At 65.5% G+C, this 17,529-nt stretch carries 13 protein-coding genes and 1 CRISPR repeat array; of the genes, 5 read left to right on the forward strand and 8 right to left on the reverse strand.

Annotated elements, in window-relative coordinates:
• Positions 1–10: 10 nt before the first annotated feature.
• The 4 genes from bioB to cas9 form a co-directional block, all read right to left on the reverse strand.
• The gene (gene bioB, locus ACOFKS_RS08920) at positions 11–997 is read right to left on the reverse strand and encodes a biotin synthase BioB (protein ID WP_419808888.1); all 987 of its coding nucleotides are present in this window, start codon (positions 995–997) and stop codon (positions 11–13) included.
• 153 nt (positions 998–1,150) lie between these two features.
• Positions 1,151–4,552: direct repeats of the CRISPR family, unit length 36 nt; unit sequence GTTGCTGTTGGACCGCGATCTCTGAGCGGTTATGAC.
• Between the two features lie 73 nt (positions 4,553–4,625).
• The gene (gene cas2, locus ACOFKS_RS08925) at positions 4,626–4,964 is read right to left on the reverse strand and encodes a CRISPR-associated endonuclease Cas2 (RefSeq protein ID WP_419808889.1); all 339 of its coding nucleotides are present in this window, start codon (positions 4,962–4,964) and stop codon (positions 4,626–4,628) included.
• On the reverse strand, positions 4,961–5,884 hold the full coding sequence (cas1, locus tag ACOFKS_RS08930) for a type II CRISPR-associated endonuclease Cas1 (RefSeq protein ID WP_419808890.1): 924 nt from the start codon (positions 5,882–5,884) through the stop codon (positions 4,961–4,963). The genes cas2 and cas1 overlap by 4 nt, the downstream gene beginning before the upstream one ends.
• Before the next feature lie 43 nt (positions 5,885–5,927).
• On the reverse strand, positions 5,928–9,107 hold the full coding sequence (gene cas9, locus ACOFKS_RS08935; protein ID WP_419808891.1) for a type II CRISPR RNA-guided endonuclease Cas9: 3,180 nt from the start codon (positions 9,105–9,107) through the stop codon (positions 5,928–5,930).
• A gap of 218 nt (positions 9,108–9,325) precedes the next feature.
• On the opposite strand from cas9, the gene ACOFKS_RS08940 reads away from it, so the two are divergent.
• The 5 genes from ACOFKS_RS08940 to mce are packed head-to-tail and all read left to right on the forward strand — an operon-like array spanning position 9,326 to position 13,130.
• Complete coding sequence (locus tag ACOFKS_RS08940) at positions 9,326–10,603, forward strand: dicarboxylate/amino acid:cation symporter (protein WP_419808892.1); 1,278 nt, start codon at positions 9,326–9,328, stop codon at positions 10,601–10,603.
• 37 nt (positions 10,604–10,640) lie between these two features.
• Positions 10,641–12,167 carry an acyl-CoA carboxylase subunit beta gene (locus ACOFKS_RS08945; RefSeq protein ID WP_419808893.1) on the forward strand — a complete coding sequence of 509 codons (1,527 nt, stop codon included), beginning with the start codon at positions 10,641–10,643 and terminating at the stop codon, positions 12,165–12,167.
• Between the two features lie 44 nt (positions 12,168–12,211).
• Complete coding sequence (locus tag ACOFKS_RS08950; RefSeq protein ID WP_419808894.1) at positions 12,212–12,499, forward strand: hypothetical protein; 288 nt, start codon at positions 12,212–12,214, stop codon at positions 12,497–12,499.
• Complete coding sequence (locus ACOFKS_RS08955; protein ID WP_419808895.1) at positions 12,496–12,708, forward strand: hypothetical protein; 213 nt, start codon at positions 12,496–12,498, stop codon at positions 12,706–12,708. Before ACOFKS_RS08950 ends, ACOFKS_RS08955 begins: the two co-directional genes overlap by 4 nt.
• Positions 12,705–13,130, forward strand: coding sequence for a methylmalonyl-CoA epimerase (mce, locus tag ACOFKS_RS08960; protein ID WP_419808896.1), 426 nt, complete (start codon positions 12,705–12,707; stop codon positions 13,128–13,130). Before ACOFKS_RS08955 ends, mce begins: the two co-directional genes overlap by 4 nt.
• Before the next feature lie 217 nt (positions 13,131–13,347).
• Here the strand turns inward: mce and ACOFKS_RS08965 are convergent, their stop codons facing one another.
• The 4 genes from ACOFKS_RS08965 to ACOFKS_RS08980 form a co-directional block, all read right to left on the reverse strand.
• Positions 13,348–13,587 (reverse strand): hypothetical protein, encoded by a 240-nt coding sequence (locus ACOFKS_RS08965; RefSeq protein WP_419808897.1) that lies wholly within the window; start codon positions 13,585–13,587, stop codon positions 13,348–13,350.
• Positions 13,588–13,685: 98 nt separating this feature from the next.
• Positions 13,686–15,530 (reverse strand): translational GTPase TypA, encoded by a 1,845-nt coding sequence (typA, locus tag ACOFKS_RS08970; protein WP_419808898.1) that lies wholly within the window; start codon positions 15,528–15,530, stop codon positions 13,686–13,688.
• A gap of 121 nt (positions 15,531–15,651) precedes the next feature.
• Positions 15,652–16,911 (reverse strand): hypothetical protein, encoded by a 1,260-nt coding sequence (locus ACOFKS_RS08975; protein ID WP_419808899.1) that lies wholly within the window; start codon positions 16,909–16,911, stop codon positions 15,652–15,654.
• Between the two features lie 12 nt (positions 16,912–16,923).
• Positions 16,924–17,370 carry a hypothetical protein gene (locus ACOFKS_RS08980; protein ID WP_419808900.1) on the reverse strand — a complete coding sequence of 149 codons (447 nt, stop codon included), beginning with the start codon at positions 17,368–17,370 and terminating at the stop codon, positions 16,924–16,926.
• Positions 17,371–17,529: the final 159 nt, after the last annotated feature.

The following is a 17,529-nucleotide window of genomic DNA, read 5'->3' on the forward strand; positions in this document are numbered from 1 at the left end:
CGCCGCAACGTCAAGCCGCCGCCACCCGCATCGGTTCTTCGCCCGCCATCGGCACCAGCCCCAATTTCGCCAACAACGCCGCATCGGCGCTGTCGCCCGCGTTGCCGGTGGTCAGCAGCTTGTCCCCGGTGAAGATCGAGTTGGCACCGGCCATGAAGCACAATGCCTGAGTAGCCTCCGACATGCTCTCGCGCCCCGCGCTCAGCCGCACCATGCTGAGCGGCATGGCGATCCGCGCGGCGGCGACGACGCGGACGAACTCAATGTCGTCGATCTTGGCCATCGGCGTACCCGCGAGCATGTCGCCCAGCGGCGTGCCCCGGATCGGCACCAGCGCGTTGACGGTAACGCTTTCAGGATGGCGCGGAAGTGTGGCGAGCGCATGGACGAAGCCGATACGGTCCTCGCGCGTCTCGCCCATCCCGACGATACCGCCGCAGCACACCGCCACCCCCGCGTCGCGAACGTGGCCGAGCGTGTCGAGCCGGTCCTGGAACGTCCGCGTCGTCGTGACGCGCTCGTAATATTCGGGTGAACTGTCGAGATTGTGGTTGTAGTAATCGAGCCCCGCGTCGGCGAGCGCGCGAGCCTGCGGCGCGTCGAGCATCCCCAGCGTCATGCACGTCTCCAGCCCCATCGCCTTGACGCCCTGGATCATCGCGGCGACCTTGGGGATGTCGCGATCCTTGGGACTGCGCCACGCGGCACCCATGCAGAAACGCTGCGATCCCGCGGCCTTGGCCTCACGCGCGGCGGCGAGTACGCTCTCGACGTCCATCAGCTTCTCGGCCTTGAGCCCGGTGCCGTGGTGCGCGGACTGCGAGCAGTAGCCGCAATCCTCCGGGCAGCCACCGGTCTTGATCGACAGCAGCGTGCAGAGCTGGACTTCGTTGGCGGCGTGACGAGCGCGGTGGACGGTCTGGGCGCGAAACAGGAGCTCAGCGAAGGGGAGGTCGAACAGCGCGCGGATGTCGGCGCGCGTCCATCCGGTTTGCATGTCGGTGTCGGACTGAAGGTGACGTCCGGCATCACGGACCTCCCGCGCCAGATGCTGCACGCTTGCGTCCGGGGAGACAACGGTTTGGGTCGGCACGTTGCAGGCTCCATCTATTTTGCGGACCGCAATGGCCGGTCTCGGCCTGTGTCAGCCAATGCTATTGGACCGCGATCTCTGAGCGGCTATGACCCACCCGGTGCGCGGCCACAAGGATCGCTAACTGCTGTTGGACCGCGATCTCTGAGCGGTTATGACTGCCGTGTCGGACGGGCATCTATTGCCGAAGTTGCTGTTGGACCGCGATCTCTGAGCGGTTATGACCGCCGCCACCATCATTGCCGCCGCGTTCACGTTGCTGTTGGACCGCGATCTCTGAGCGGTTATGACGCTGGCGTCGGCCGCGCCCGTCGACAGCAGGTTGCTGTTGGACCGCGATCTCTGAGCGGTTATGACTACGGCCCCAGATCGCTCGACGAGGAACGCGTTGCTGTTGGACCGCGATCTCTGAGCGGTTATGACGGGCTGTCGACGGACCCCGACAATCTGATCGTTGCTGTTGGACCGCGATCTCTGAGCGGTTATGACGGGCTTGTCGGCGGGCTGCACCTGCCCGCCGTTGCTGTTGGACCGCGATCTCTGAGCGGTTATGACACTTACCGTCGCCGCGACGTCCGCGTCGCCGTTTCTGTTGGACCGCGATCTCTGAGCGGTTATGACAGCGAGCTCGTGCTGTTCGAGACCAACGAGGTTGCTGTTGGACCGCGATCTCTGAGCGGTTATGACTGCTCGAACTGACCCCTCCAGCGCCGGTCAGTTGCTGTTGGACCGCGATCTCTGAGCGGTTATGACTGCCGTGCGCGCTGTTGTTGTCATAGAAGAGTTGCTGTTGGACCGCGATCTCTGAGCGGTTATGACACGCTGCGCTCGCGCTACACCACGGCGGTGGTTGCTGTTGGACCGCGATCTCTGAGCGGTTATGACTGCAAAGCCGGGGGGCACGAGATCGGTCAGGTTGCTGTTGGACCGCGATCTCTGAGCGGTTATGACTTCGGATCGGCCGCTGTCGGGGGTCTAAAAGTTGCTGTTGGACCGCGATCTCTGAGCGGTTATGACCTGCGTAGTGTCGATCCAGACCAGGTCGTTGTTGCTGTTGGACCGCGATCTCTGAGCGGTTATGACGCAACGTGACATCGTGCGTTCGCAATTCGAGTTGCTGTTGGACCGCGATCTCTGAGCGGTTATGACCGCTGGCAGTCACACCACAAGGCCACGATCGTTGCTGTTGGACCGCGATCTCTGAGCGGTTATGACGGATTTCCAACCGATGAGCGTCCTCGGCTTGTTGCTGTTGGACCGCGATCTCTGAGCGGTTATGACGACCGGGCGATGGGTGCGGTCAGCGACCGCGTTGCTGTTGGACCGCGATCTCTGAGCGGTTATGACACCGAAGTCGGCTTCCCCACGGTGTTTGACGTTGCTGTTGGACCGCGATCTCTGAGCGGTTATGACCGATCGCGACACGTCGCGCGCGGCTGCTCTGTTGCTGTTGGACCGCGATCTCTGAGCGGTTATGACGCTCGCCGACGCCCGATGGACTGCGGACGCGTTGCTGTTGGACCGCGATCTCTGAGCGGTTATGACTTAGCGCGCACGATGTACGATAGGTGGATGGTTGCTGTTGGACCGCGATCTCTGAGCGGTTATGACAGCTTACGCCAGTGCGCCAAGTGGAATACAGTTGCTGTTGGACCGCGATCTCTGAGCGGTTATGACGCAAGGCGGGACGGCTGCGATTGGCACGGCGTTGCTGTTGGACCGCGATCTCTTAGCGGTTATGACTCACTGATCGACTGGATGGACGAGGACTGCGTTGCTGTTGGACCGCGATCTCTGAGCGGTTATGACCTGTCATGGCTCTGGCATGACGCTCGATGAGTTGCTGTTGGACCGCGATCTCTGAGCGGTTATGACAATGTCGAGGCTACGCAGCGCCTTGCTCGTGTTGCTGTTGGACCGCGATCTCTGAGCGGTTATGACACTTCGACCGATGGTCCAATCGTCTCTGATGTTGCTGTTGGACCGCGATCTCTGAGCGGTTATGACGCCGGGAACGACGCGGACGAGGTTGGACGCGTTGCTGTTGGACCGCGATCTCTGAGCGGTTATGACTTCCTCTGCATCGTGGCTCAGGTCCACGACGTTGCTGTTGGACCGCGATCTCTGAGCGGTTATGACGCGCCGCCCCGCGCCACGATCGTCCTGACGGTTGCTGTTGGACCGCGATCTCTGAGCGGTTATGACCGTCGCGAACGGCGCAGCACTGGCGCTAGCGTTGCTGTTGGACCGCGATCTCTGAGCGGTTATGACCTTCATCGGCGCCGGCCGCAACTTCAAGGTGTTGCTGTTGGACCGCGATCTCTGAGCGGTTATGACGTAGGCAGTGGAGGCACGGTTTCGACTGGGGTTGCTGTTGGACCGCGATCTCTGAGCGGTTATGACCACGACCCAAGCCACCTGCACTACACTGGCGTTGCTGTTGGACCGCGATCTCTGAGCGGTTATGACTGGCGGGTGCCGGGGACGTGGGCGCGCAAGGTTGCTGTTGGACCGCGATCTCTGAGCGGTTATGACAAGGCCACGGAGATTAGCGGCCCCAACGGTGTTGCTGTTGGACCGCGATCTCTGAGCGGTTATGACCGACGATCCAGCGTAGAGACACCTCGGATGGTTGCTGTTGGACCGCGATCTCTGAGCGGTTATGACGCGCCGCCTCATTCCACGGTAGTGCTGATGTTGCTGTTGGACCGCGATCTCTGAGCGGTTATGACGCCGAAGCCGGACAGCTCGACCACATGCGGGTTGCTGTTGGACCGCGATCTCTGAGCGGTTATGACGTAGTAGGCGACGCTGGCGCTCAGATACCAGTTGCTGTTGGACCGCGATCTCTGAGCGGTTATGACTCTAGCTGCTATGGCCGAACAATGGCCTTCGTTGCTGTTGGACCGCGATCTCTGAGCGGTTATGACTGGGCGAATTGGGTGATTGAGCAGGATCGAGTTGCTGTTGGACCGCGATCTCTGAGCGGTTATGACCGGCGGCGACGGCTTCACGTGGGAGGAGGAAGTTGCTGTTGGACCGCGATCTCTGAGCGGTTATGACTCTGACGCCAACGCCGATGCGTACGAAGAAGTTGCTGTTGGACCGCGATCTCTGAGCGGTTATGACAACGGTTCGCACCAGCTGACGCTGCTTCCGGTTGCTGTTGGACCGCGATCTCTGAGCGGTTATGACAGGAAGACGAACCACTCCGTCGCCTCGTCGGTTGCTGTTGGACCGCGATCTCTGAGCGGTTATGACGCCGGCAGCGGCGGCCTGAAGCTCGTTGTAGTTGCTGTTGGACCGCGATCTCTGAGCGGTTATGACAACACCCTTTCCCATGTGGTCGGTGATCGCGTTGCTGTTGGACCGCGATCTCTGAGCGGTTATGACTACGCCTCCGGTTCTTGATCTAACCGCCACGTTGCTGTTGGACCGCGATCTCTGAGCGGTTATGACCGAGGGGCGGGTATGTCGTTGATCTTCAACGAGATACCCGCTTCCCCAGCCCGCCAAATCGCCAACCCTCGCATCAGAAAAGCGCCAACTGATCGGGATTCTTCCGGACACGCCGTCGGCGTTGGCCCGCGAATCGGACGATGTTCTCGTATTGCTTGTCCGTGAAGCTCAGGATGTGGATGTCCCCCCGGTCCGGCAGGTTGCCCTCGATGCGGCGCAAATAAGCCTCATACTGTTCCTTGCCGTTGCAGAACCGCGCGTAAATCGAGAACTGAGACTTCTCGAAACCTTCGTCGAGCAGATATTCGCGAAACTTCGTCGCCGCGCGTGACTCGGCCTTGGTGCCGACGGGCAGATCGAACATGACGAATATCCACATCAGGCGATAGCCGCTGAGCTGCGTCGCGCTCACGCAACCGGCGTCGCGAGCCCGGCGAGCTCGAGCGCGGATGGTGGGCGCGGCAGGATCAGGTCGGCGGCGCTGCCCGACTGGAAGCTGCGCGCCAGCGTCGCGGCGGCGCGGGTGGCGGCTTGCCAGACGGTGGTAACGCCGTCCTCGCCCGGCAGGTCGACGGCGATCAGTCCCGCATAGGCCCGCTTCACCGCCGGCGTGACCTCGTCATGGCCGTCGGCGCGCAGCCGCACGGTGAGCGTATCGACCAGTGGCCGGAACGGCTCGATCAGGTCGTCGGCGAGTGCCAGGGGGTTGCCGCGGTTGGCGTGATGAATGCCCACCGATGGATGAAGCCCAGCCGCAACCACCGCGCGGGCGCAGGCGGCGCGCATGACGGCATAGCCGTAGTTGAGCATCGCGTTGGTGCCGCTCGCGTCGCGATCACGGCGAAAGCCGCCGCCCATCAACTCGCTCCAATAACGGCGCGCCGCCTGCGCCTCGATATTGTCGGGATCGCCCGAGCCGACGCGCCGCGCGAGGAAGTCATAGGGCGCGGCCGAGCCGCCGTGCGCGGCGATCACCGCGCCCTGCCAGCGCACCTTCGAGACCACCACCGCGCGCCACAATTGCTTGGCGAGCGGCCGCCGCGCCTCCCACTGCGCGCGCATGCGGCCGTTCTGCGCGTGGTGACCCGCGATCGGCAGGCACACGGCGACGGGCGCGTGGTTAGCCCCGCACAGCAGCATGACCGCACCGCGTTCGGCCAACGCGACGACGAGGCTGGTGGTCCAGGTGACGCCGTGCGCGTGGACGATCACCGCGCCGACATCGTCGAGCGGGACGCGCCCGACCTCCTCGTGCCCCTCCGCGACGATCATGAAGCCGCGATGCGCGGAGAGGTGCCGGCCATCGGTGGCGATGTCGATGATGCGATCCACGCTGGCCTCCCCCGGTGGAGGCTAGCGCGAACCGGGACGCAAGTCAGCGCGGGCCGGGGTCGAAAATCCTCCCCAATGGGTCCATTCGCACCTGACGTGCCTTCGCCCTGAGGATGCTGCCGCCGGACAGATAGACATATTTGAACGGATCGGTGCCTTTGACGGCGTCGCGCTCCTTCAGATTGCCCGCCTCGTTGGCCGCGGCGAGCGTCAACCGGCCCTGGACGTTGAAGCCGGTGACGCGGACGATCTCGCGCGGGTTGCCGTTGCGTTCGATCGCCAGAATGTCGTTCTGACGGAGCTTCAACAGCCTTTTCGCGGCCGGATGCGGGCGCTGGTCGTCGCCGTCGGGCCGATGCGCCTCGAACATCGTCACCACGCGCGTGTGCAGCTTGCCGTCGGGCAGGCGCCACAGCTCGAACCTGGCGTTCGCGTCGCCCTTGTACGCCTTGTACGGCTTGCCGTCGCGATCGTTGATCGCGATCACGTTGAGCGGCTCGCGGACACGGACATGACGCAACCCCTTGAACTGGGGGCGGCCGTTACGATCGAGGCGCGAGGTGGCGCCCTCGCGCTTCAGCTTCATCAGCGCCGCGGTGAACGCGGCCCCGGTGTGGCCGTGGGTCGCCTCGCGCAGCACGTCGCGCAGTTCGGCATCGGGTATTCGATCCGAATTGGAGATATCTTCCGGCTTAATGCTGGTCAGCGCGATGCGGTGAACGACGATCGGGGTCTTGCCGTCGCGGGCGACCGCTCCCGTCAGGCCGTAGGCGGTATCGTTGTGCAGACGGGCCGCCGTATTGTCGTGATGGCGTGACGGCTTGCTCTGGCGTCCGTGATCGGCCTTGTGGCTGACGGTCACCCGCAGCACCCGCTCCCGCAATTCCTCGCGAAACCCCTCCCAGGGCTGCTCCAGATCCTCGAACAGGCGATCCAGGTGCTTGTCCTCGGCAAGCCCCGCGGTGCGGGCGATGCGCTGAAGCAAACCGCGCGTCGTCACGGCCGTCACCGCCGCGTCGATCGCGTGATGACGGTGATCGAGGCGGTTCTTCGGTGCGTCGCTGTGCCTGTTCTCGACATAGTTATGGTCGGGCAGCAGGCCGTTGAGCCCCCATAGCCGACGCAGCATCGCCGTCATCCGGCCGGGAATGACATAGACGCTGCCGTCGTCCTTGGTCGGGTAGAGCGAGCGCAGATATTTACCCGCGAGCCGCGACAGATATTGCGTGTCGGTCAGCTGCCGCGCGACGAAGCCGCCGTCCTTTTCCACCCGCGCCATCGCGTCGGGGCCGAAGCGCCACTGCTTCGACTTGTGCAGCCGCGCGACCTGGACGGCGATGCGGTCCCATCGATCCGGCTCGTGGCCCCAGCGTTCGAAGGGGGTGCGATTGCCCTTCGCCCGATTGCAGCTCCGATGCGCGACGATCCTGTTGCCGCCGCTGTCGTCCAGCGAGCGGGAATAGGGGATGATGTGATCGACATCCGCCTCGCCAGAGAACAGCTGGCGCATGCCGATCGGCTCCGCGCAATACGGACAGCGACGATCGAGCGCATTGGCCGGGTTCAACTCGACCCATTGCTTGAGCAGCGCCCGGTTGGCGCCGGTGTCCGGGATGCCTTCCGTCCGCAGCTTCTCGCTGCGCTCGACCGCGGCGGCCGTGTCCTTGCCGATGCGCCGGTTATGCTCTTCCTTGTCCTTCTCGTTGAGCTTCAGATCGCGGGCGAGTTCGACGACGATCTGGTCCGGGCGGCCGTGGACCGCGATGATCGCGTTGACCAGTTTCTCCAGCTGTCGAAGCCCGATGTGAACGGTCGGGTTGGTGATCTTGCCCCACCGCTTCTCCGGCGGATCGGACGCAAGCTGCGTGCCCGGCGGAATGTCGCGGCTGAGCAGTTCGCCGTAATAGGGGAGCTGTTCCAGCACCTCGCCGGTGCGGTCGTCGCTATGGTGCCAGCCCGCGCGCCGGACCGCCTCGTCGTAGGTGACGACCTCTTTCTTCAGCTCTGCCAGGATCAGCCGCGTCGCCGTTTCGCCGAGACGTCCGTGTCCTTCGGGTAGTGGCGCCTTGGCGGATGCTCGCGCCTGCTCCTCGTCCAGGCCGCATTCCTCGGTCAGAAAGGAGTGGAGCAGGTCCGGGTCCTCTTCTTCCAGCAGCCGCTCGACGATCCGCCATTGCGCTTCGGGCGGCTTGTTCGCCCATGCCGTTCCGCCGAACCGCTTCTTGTCGGCGAGGGCGGCATAGACCTCGTTCCCGCGCAGGTGGGTGCGCGTCTCGCTCGCCTTGTTGAAGCTCTCGCCCGGTTGCAGCTTCAACCACTTGCCACCCGCTAACGTCGTAAAGGCGACCTCGCGTTTTTCACGCAGGATGCGGACGAGCGTGTCGCGCTGGTCGAGCGTCAGCTTGCGCGAGGCCTCGCCGGGGACGGTGATCTCCAGCTGATTGACCTCTTCGTAGAGTCGCCGCTCCTGAAACAGCGGGTGCGCCTTGGGCAGGCGGCGGTCGCTGTTGACGAAGGTGCAGACGCCGACCTCCGGCTCCTTCAGCGGTCGCTGAAAGAACAGGATGCGGTGCAGCGCGGCGCGCGCGCCAACGGTGAGCAGGTCGGGATGGTGGGCCGCCTGCTCCTCCCAGATGCGGCCGAACTCATATTCGACATGACGGCGCTGGGGGTAGAAGTCGTAGGCCTGCGCGTCGCTGTCCATGCGGACGCGCTTTTCCTCGCGGCCGGCGAGGAACTCGCCCAGCGTGTCGGCACCGGCCTCGGCCATCGCCTGATCCAGCGCCCTGGCACCGCTCGCGATCTTGCCGTCTTCGTTGTCGCTCGCCCGCCGCTCCGCCTTGCGGTTGGATTTGAAGCCGCGACGCTGGTTGAGGTGGAACAGCGCGCGGCCGATCTCGTACGGATCGAGCCGCTCGGTCAGCGCCCGGGCGCGCAGGTCATATGGGTCCTTCGCCGCGATGAGCTTCGCATCGTCGGCATCGGCCGGCATCAGACCGTGGTCGACCAGCGCGTCCAGAAACGCGGATCGCCGGCCCAGATAGCGGTCGCGCCGCCGCCGCATCCCCCGCGCGACGCGGCGATCGACTGCCAGAGAGGCGCCGGATTTGGCATCCCGACCATCGCTGAAGATACGCACGCCGATATCGACGATTCGGCTGTCGTGTTCCGTCAGGCACCAACCGATGCTGTTCGTGCCGATATCTAAGCCGAGCCTCTGCATGTCGATCCTCTCCAGGACCGAACCTACGGCTCGCAGTCGAAGTGGCAAGCTAGGTCGCGACCATTTCACCCTTGGTCACAGGTGGGCTTGACTTCTACATAATTCTGTTTGATCCATCGCACCTCAGAGATCGCGTCCAGCTGTTAACAAGCAGCTTGACTGCACCAAATTAAGGGCGGGGCTACGGCCCCGCCTTTTTCATGTCCGGGGAGCGGTGGATGGTCGCGGACATAGCCATTCCACCCCCACCCCGCCGCCACTGGACCGGCCACCTCTACCTCCAGGTCATCGTCGCCATCGCGCTCGGCGCGGCGGTCGGCGCCATCGACCCCGCGTTCGGGGCGTCGCTGAAGCCGCTCGGCGATGCGTTCATCAAGCTCGTAAAGATGATTATCGCGCCCGTCATCTTCCTGACGCTGGCGACCGGGATCGCCGGCATCGCGGCGCTGAAGGACCTGGGGCGTGTCGCGGGCAAGGCGTTCGCCTATTTCTTCACCGTGTCGACGCTGGCGCTCGTCGTCGGGCTGGTGATCGGCAATCTGGTGCGGCCGGGCGCGGGGATGCGGGTCGATCCGGCGACGCTGGATGCCGGCGCGGTCGCCACCTACACGCAACAGGCGCACGAGAGCGGCATCGTCGACTTCCTGCTGGGCATCATTCCCGACACGCTGGTCGGTGCGTTCACGGGCACCAGCATCCTGCCGGTACTGCTCGTCGCGGTGCTGTTCGGCGTCTCGCTGAGCCTGGTCGGCGCCCCCGCGCGGCCCGTCGCTGAGCTGATGGAGCGGCTGAGCCTGGTCGTGTTCCGGATGGTCGCGATCCTGATGCGCGCGGCGCCGATCGGGGCGTTCGGCGCGATCGCGTTCACCGTCGGCAAATACGGGCTGGGCAGCCTCGCGCATCTGGGCGGGCTGGTCGCGACCTTCTATCTCACCTCGGCGCTGTTCGTGCTGGTGGTGCTCGGCGCCATCGCGGCGCTGGCGGGCTTTTCGATCCTGAAGCTGATCCGTTACCTCCGCACCGAGCTGCTGCTGGTGCTCGGCACCTCGTCGTCGGAGGCCGCGCTGCCGGCGCTCATCGAAAAGCTGGAGGCGGCGGGGTGCGCCAAGCCCGTCGTCGGGCTGGTCGTGCCGACCGGCTATTCGTTCAACCTGGACGGCACCAATATCTACATGACGCTGGCGGTGCTGTTCATCGCGCAGGCGACGGGCACGGCGCTGAGCCTGGAGCAGCAACTGCTGTTGCTCGGCGTCGCGATGCTGTCTTCGAAGGGCGCGGCGGGCGTGACGGGCGCCGGCTTCATTACGCTGGCGGCGACGCTGTCGATCGTGCCGACGGTGCCGGTCGCGGGCATGGCGCTGATCCTGGGCGTCGACCGCTTCATGTCCGAATGCCGCAGCCTGACCAACTTCATCGGCAACGCGGTCGCGACGATCGTGGTGGCGCGGTGGGAAGGCGCGCTGGACCGCGACCGGCTGCGCGACGTGCTCCGCTAGGTTGCAATCGGGTCGGGCTTGGCGAATGACATGGGGCATGAGCTCGACGATCGCCGAACTGGACCGCCGCCGCACCGCCGCCCGCCTGGGCGGGGGCGAAAAGCGCATCGCCGCGCAACACGCCAAGGGCAAGCTGACCGCGCGCGAGCGGCTGGACGTGCTGCTCGACCAGGGCTCGTTCGAGGAGCTCGACATGTTCGTCGAGCACAACGCGGTCGACTTCGGCATGGCGGATCAGGTCTTTCCGGGTGACGGCGTCGTCACCGGGTCGGGCACGATCAACGGCCGGCTGATGTTCGTGTTCAGCCAGGACTTCACCGTGTTCGGTGGCTCGCTGTCCGAACGCCACGCGCAGAAGATCTGCAAGATCATGGACATGGCGCTGAAGGTCGGCGCGCCGGTGATCGGCCTCAACGATTCGGGCGGCGCGCGCATTCAGGAGGGCGTCGCGTCCTTGGGCGGCTATGCCGAGGTGTTCCAGCGCAACGTGCTGGCGTCGGGCGTGGTGCCGCAGCTGTCGCTCATCATGGGGCCGTGCGCGGGCGGCGCGGTGTATTCGCCGGCGATGACCGACTTCATCTTCATGGTGAAGGATTCGAGCTACATGTTCGTCACCGGTCCCGACGTGGTCAAGACGGTGACCAACGAGGTGGTGACGCAGGAGGCGCTGGGCGGGGCGGTGACGCACACCACGAAGACCAGCGTCGCTGACAATGCCTTCGAGAACGATATCGAGGCGCTGCTGGCGGCGCGCGACTTCATCGACTTCCTGCCGTCGTCGAACAAGGCGGGCGTGCCCGAGCGGCCGACCGCCGATGCGTGGGACCGTATCGAGGCGTCGCTGGACACGCTGATCCCCGCGTCGGCGAACCAGCCCTACGACATGCACGAGCTGATCGCGAAAGTCGTGGACGAGGGCGATTTCTTCGAGGTTCAGCCGGGCCACGCCGCCAACATCATCTGCGGCTTCGGGCGGGTCGAGGGACGCAGCGTCGGCTTAGTCGCCAACCAGCCGACCGTGCTGGCCGGCGTGCTCGACATCAACAGCTCGAAAAAGGCGGCGCGGTTCGTGCGCTTCTGCGACGCGTTCGACATCCCGATCGTCACCTTCGTCGACGTGCCGGGTTTCCTGCCGGGCACCGCGCAGGAGCATAACGGCATCATCAAACATGGCGCCAAACTGCTGTTCGCCTATGCCGAGGCGACCGTCCCGAAGATCACCGTCATCACGCGGAAGGCGTATGGCGGGGCGTATGACGTGATGGCGTCCAAGCACCTGCGCGGCGACCTCAACTACGCCTGGCCGACCGCCGAGATCGCGGTGATGGGTGCGAAGGGCGCGGTGGAGATCATCTTCCGCGGAAGGACGCCGGAGGAGATCGCCGAGCGGACCGCCGAATATGAAGCGCGGTTCGCCAACCCCTTCGTGGCGGCGAGCAAGGGCTTCATCGACGAGGTCATCCAGCCGCACTCGACGCGGCGGCGGATCGCGCTGGGATTACGGAAGCTGCGGGGGAAGCAGCTGGAAAACCCGTGGAAGAAGCATGACAACATCCCGTTGTGAATGAGGCGGGATTGCATTATAAGGTGATGTGAAGGATGCAACCGATGCAGACCGAACGCGTCACCTTTCTGACCACACCGGACCACAAGGCCGCGCTGGACGCCTTCGCGGCCATCAGCGGACACTCCGTCGGGCATGTCGTCCGGGAGGCCACCGGCCGGTTCATTACCGAAGGCCAAGCGGATCAGGAAGAAGCGTTGGCGCTGCTGGCGAAAGAGGTCGAAGAAGCGGTTCCCCGGATGCAGGCCGATATCCAGGAAGCGATCGCCGCGATCCAGCGTGCCAACAGCGTGGTCGACCGTGTCCTTGATGGAGAGGGTGATCGGCAGTGAGCGGGATAGGCGATGCCTTAAAAGCACTTCGCACCGTGTTGCTGCTGCAGGAGGATGTTCGTCTTCTCAGGGACACGGCGAAGGCGCAAAGTGAGCGGTTGTCGCGTCTGGCGGAAGCGCATGGCGAGCTTCGCGATCGCGTCAGTCGTCTCGAAGGCGTGATCGAGGGTGCCGCGATGGCGGCGCGGCAGCGGCGGATCGAGGAGTGACAACGGTATCGGCATTGGGCCGCCTCAACCACATCGGGGTCGCGACGCCGTCGATCGAGCGGTCGATCGAAATCTGGCGGACCCTCCTCGGCGCCGCCGCGATCGGCGACCCGTTCGACCTGCCCGCGCAAGGGGTGCGCGTCTGCTTCGTCGACGCGCCCAACACGCAGATCGAGCTGATCGAGCCGTATGACGACGCCTCGCCGATCGCCGGTTTCCTCCGCAGGAACCCCGCCGGCGGGCAGCATCACGTCTGCTTCGAGGTGCCGGATATCCACGTCGCCGTCGCCGACCTCAAAGCAACGGGCGCGACCGTGCTGGGGGAGCCGCGCATCGGCGCGCACGGCACGCCGATCGTCTTCGTCCACCCCAAGGACATGGGGGGCGTGCTGGTCGAGCTGATGGAGATGCCGGCTCACTAGATGGGATCGACGCTCGACCGACTAGATCATGGTCGCGGGGTACGGACCCGGCGAACCGGACAGTGCGCCGGTCATGGCGTGCGGCGGAGCGGCGGACGTGCTTGAGCCCGCTGAAGCAGCGCTCGATGCGGTCGCGGCGTCCCTCGGCGACGAGGTCGTGTGGGACGGAATACCGCAACCTCTCGACAGCGACTCGAAGGATTACCCGTTCGGCAAGCTAGGAGACGATGGCTGCGCGCAAGGCATTGCCAGCCTGACCGGCGATGCCGTCAGGCGCAGCGATCGACCGACCGCGCCCACCAGGCCATGGACCTTGATCGTCGGACCACGTCGCGCGCGCCCCGGCCCCTGATGCTGACTTCCCTTTTCCGTTCGCCGCCTGCTGGTGCGCGCGGACGACGATGCTTTCCAGCAAAACGAAGCTGTCGGCGCAATCGGTCGTGAGCGCTTCGAACACCCACTCCCTCCGCCTGCGTGGCGCCAGCGACTGAAGGGGCAATGCACCGGCTGACGCTCCGGCAGACACACCACTTCAGCCCCGACTGTCGACCCGGTCTAGGCCGCGACCTTCTGCCGCGACGCCTTCTTGCGGTCGTTCGCGTCGAGGAACCGCTTGCGCAGGCGGATCGACTTCGGCGTCACCTCGACCATCTCGTCGTCATCGATATAGGCGATCGCCTGTTCCAGCGTCAGCTTCTTGGGCGGGGTCAGGCGGATGGCGTCGTCCTTGCCGCCCGACGCGCGGAAGTTCGTCAGCTGCTTCGCCTTCATCGGATTGACCTCGAGGTCGTCCGTCTTGGCGTTCTCACCGATGATGATGCCCTCATACAACGGGTCGCCCGGCGCCACCATCAGCACGCCGCGCTCCTCCAGGAAGCCAAGCGCATAGGCGTTCGCCTCGCCCGACCCGTTGGAGATCAGCACGCCGTTCTTGCGACCTTCGATGTTGCCCTTGTGCGGGCCGTATTTCTCGAACAGCCGGTTCATGATGCCGGTGCCGCGCGTGTCCGACAGGAACTCACCGTGATAGCCGATCATCCCGCGCGACGGCGCGGAGAAGGTGATGCGGGTCTTGCCGCCGCCCGACGGGCGCATGTCGGTCAGCTCCGCCTTGCGGATCGCCATCTTCTCGACGACCGTGCCCGAATGCTCCTCGTCGACGTCGATGATGACGGTCTCGTACGGCTCGGTCTTCTTGCCCGCCTCGTCCTCACCGAACAGCACGCGCGGCCGGCTGATGCCGAGTTCGAAGCCCTCGCGGCGCATCGTCTCGATCAGCACGCCCAGCTGCAGCTCGCCGCGCCCGGCGACCTCGAAGCTGTCGCGATCGGCGGCTTCGGTCACCTTCACCGCGACGTTGGATTCGGCTTCGCGGAGCAGGCGGTCGCGGATCATGCGGCTGGTCACCTTGGTGCCCTCGCGTCCGGCCATCGGCGAATCGTTGACGGCGAAGCGCATCGACAGCGTCGGCGGGTCGATCGGCTGCGCGTGCAGCGGCTCGCTGACCGCCGGGTCGGCGATCGTGTTCGACACGGTCGCGACCGCCAGCCCGGCGAGGCTGATGATGTCGCCCGCCTTGGCCTCGTCCACCGGCACGCGGTCGAGGCCGCGGAACGACAGGATCTTCGACGCGCGGCCCGTCTCGACGATGTTGCCGTCGTTATCGAGCGCATGGATCGGCTGGTTGAGCTTCACCGTGCCCGAATTGACGCGGCCGGTCAGGATGCGGCCGAGGAAGTTGTCGCGATCCAGCAGCGTCACCAGGAAGGTGAAGGGCACGTCCTCGACCTCGACCTCGGGGGCCGGGACATGCGACACGATGGTCTCGAACATCGGGATCAGCGTGCCTTCGCGCGCGTCCATGTCGGTCGAGGCATAGCCGTTGCGACCCGAGGCGTAGAGCACCGGGAAATCGAGCTGCTCGTCATTGGCGTCCAGCGACACGAACAGGTCGAACACCTCGTCCAGCACTTCCTGGATACGCGCGTCGCTGCGGTCGACCTTGTTGACGACGACGATCGGCTTCAGGCCCAGCGCCAGCGCCTTGCCGGTCACGAACTTCGTCTGCGGCATCGCGCCCTCGGACGAGTCGACCAGCAGGACGACGCCGTCGACCATCGACAGGATGCGCTCCACCTCACCGCCGAAATCGGCGTGGCCGGGCGTGTCGACGATGTTGATGCGGATCGACTCGGTGCCGCCCGGCGGGGTCCAGTCGACCGACGTCGGCTTGGCGAGGATGGTTATCCCGCGCTCCTTTTCGAGGTCGTTCGAATCCATCGCCCGCTCCTCGATCCGCTGGTTGTCGCGAAAGGTGCCGGACTGACGGAAGAGCTGGTCGACGAGCGTCGTCTTGCCGTGATCGACGTGGGCGATGATCGCCACGTTGCGGAGGTTCATTGCGGGTCCCGATTTCAAGCGAGGGCGCGTGCGCCCAAAGGTTCGGCGGCGCCCATAGCCGAATTGCTGCGATGCGGGAAGGGTGGCGTGCGGCGACGCCTCGACTATTCGCCACGCGCGATCAGTTGGCTGTCCAATTCCTCCAGTTCGTGTCAGCCAATTCGAACTCGTGGCGCAGGGCGTCGCGCATGGCCGTGACCTCCGCCGCGGCAGCGGCGCGCGGGTCGACTGGTGCGGCTGGCCGCCCCGCTGTCGCTGCAGCCGGCGCGCCGGGTCGCGTTTGTGGGACAGTAGGCGGCGCCCCCGGACGTCCCGGCGGTCCGCCCGCACCCGGCGCGCCCGGCCGACGCGGCGCGGCGGCACGCAAGCGGGCTATTGCCGCGGCATCAACCGTCGCCTCGTGGTTCCACACCTCCATCGCCGTTCCGACCGCGATCTTGGCGCCGCCGAAACCCAAGTCGCAGCTGTACACTCCGTGCGCCGCAGACCATTGCATGGTCCCCGAAGCGGCCAGATGCGCCGCCAACCTGGTCCGCATCGACACGTTGGCGTCATTCCAGTTCTGCAGGTGGGGACGATCGCCGGCGGGACCGCGAAAGGCGCCCGACGCCGTGCCCGCCGTCCGTAACGCATCCCAGAACGGCGTCGTCGCCGCCGCGTCGAGCTTCGTCATGCGGTTCAACCATGGCTGCTCCGTCACCACGGTGCCGTCCGACTTCAGCCAGCGCCACCCGTCGAAGCCGAGGTCGACGGCGCCGCCGAAATTGTGGTTGCTCTCGCCCGGCCCGGCGTTGGTGTTCGCCGGGGTATCGTGTCTTATCCTCCACTGCGTCTGGAAGTCGCGCCGGTCGCCGCGCGGATCGACACCGATGGCAATGCCGTGATCGGCATGCATGCGCCTGATCGTCGCTGCCACCTTAACGCGAAAGGTGTCGGTGAAGGTCTTGCCTGCCAGCTCGGTCAGCTTGGCCTGCAGCTCGTCGGCGGTCGCCTCGATGTAGACCGTCTTGTGACCGACCAGCGCACGCAGATTCTTGAAGTCGGCGGGGACCTGCGCGACCAGCCGCTCCCATGTCGCGTCGCCGGGCGCCACCGTCCCCTCGGTCGCGCGAGCGTTGGCGACGGTTTGCCCCGCCGGCGACCGGAATACATGATCCGCCTGGAAGGCGCGGATCGCCGCGTTCGTCGTCGGACCGAAGGTGCCGCTATAGCTCGCCAGATATGGGCCGGCCGCCCGCGCGGGCACCGCGGGATGACTAGGCGATGCGGGTTGCGCAGCCCCCGCGGCCCGCACTGTCTTGACCAGGATCGCCTGCACCAGCGCGACATCGCTGATCGCGTTCGCCGCTCCGTCTCCAACCGCTCCGACGATCGCCTGCATGGTTCGCCTCCCTCACTCGTAGCAATGGAACGACAGCGTCTCGTTCACGCGAGCCGGCGCCGTGGCGCCGATCAGGGTGGCTTGTAGGTCGATCGTCTCGCACCCGGTGTCGTCCAGCCAAAAACCCACATGCGTCGTTCCGTCTCGCGCGACCGGGCCGACGCGGGAGGTCCGGTCGAGCAGCAAGCGCCCCCGGCGGCCCTCGGTGCGGGCGAGCAGCCGGACACGCGGGCGGTCTGGGATCGCGGCCTGTGGGCCGAAGCTGACCGTGACCACGACGAACGTCGACACCGAGGCAAGATCGCCCGCCACCACATTGCCGAGTTCGCTCTGGTTGGGCATCATGTCCTTCGACAGCGTGCCCGTCTCGCTGTTGAACAGGAACGCCTTGAACCCCGCAATACGCGGCTGGGAGGGCGCAGCGGCTGCCCCGCTCGTTGCCAGCGCGACGGCCAGCAACGGCACCAATGCTCGGCGAAACATGGCTGCGACTCCAATGCGTTTCGAGCGCGGATAGGCCCCGCCGGTCCCCTGCCCGTCAAGCCACGCCGTCGCACGCTTGTCGCGAAGCCCGGCGTCCTAGTTCAACAATACACTTGAACGGCGGCGCCGTCAGGG

It is taken from the genome of Sphingomonas sp., from assembly GCF_965200135.1.
In the GTDB taxonomy this organism is placed as follows: domain Bacteria; phylum Pseudomonadota; class Alphaproteobacteria; order Sphingomonadales; family Sphingomonadaceae; genus Sphingomonas.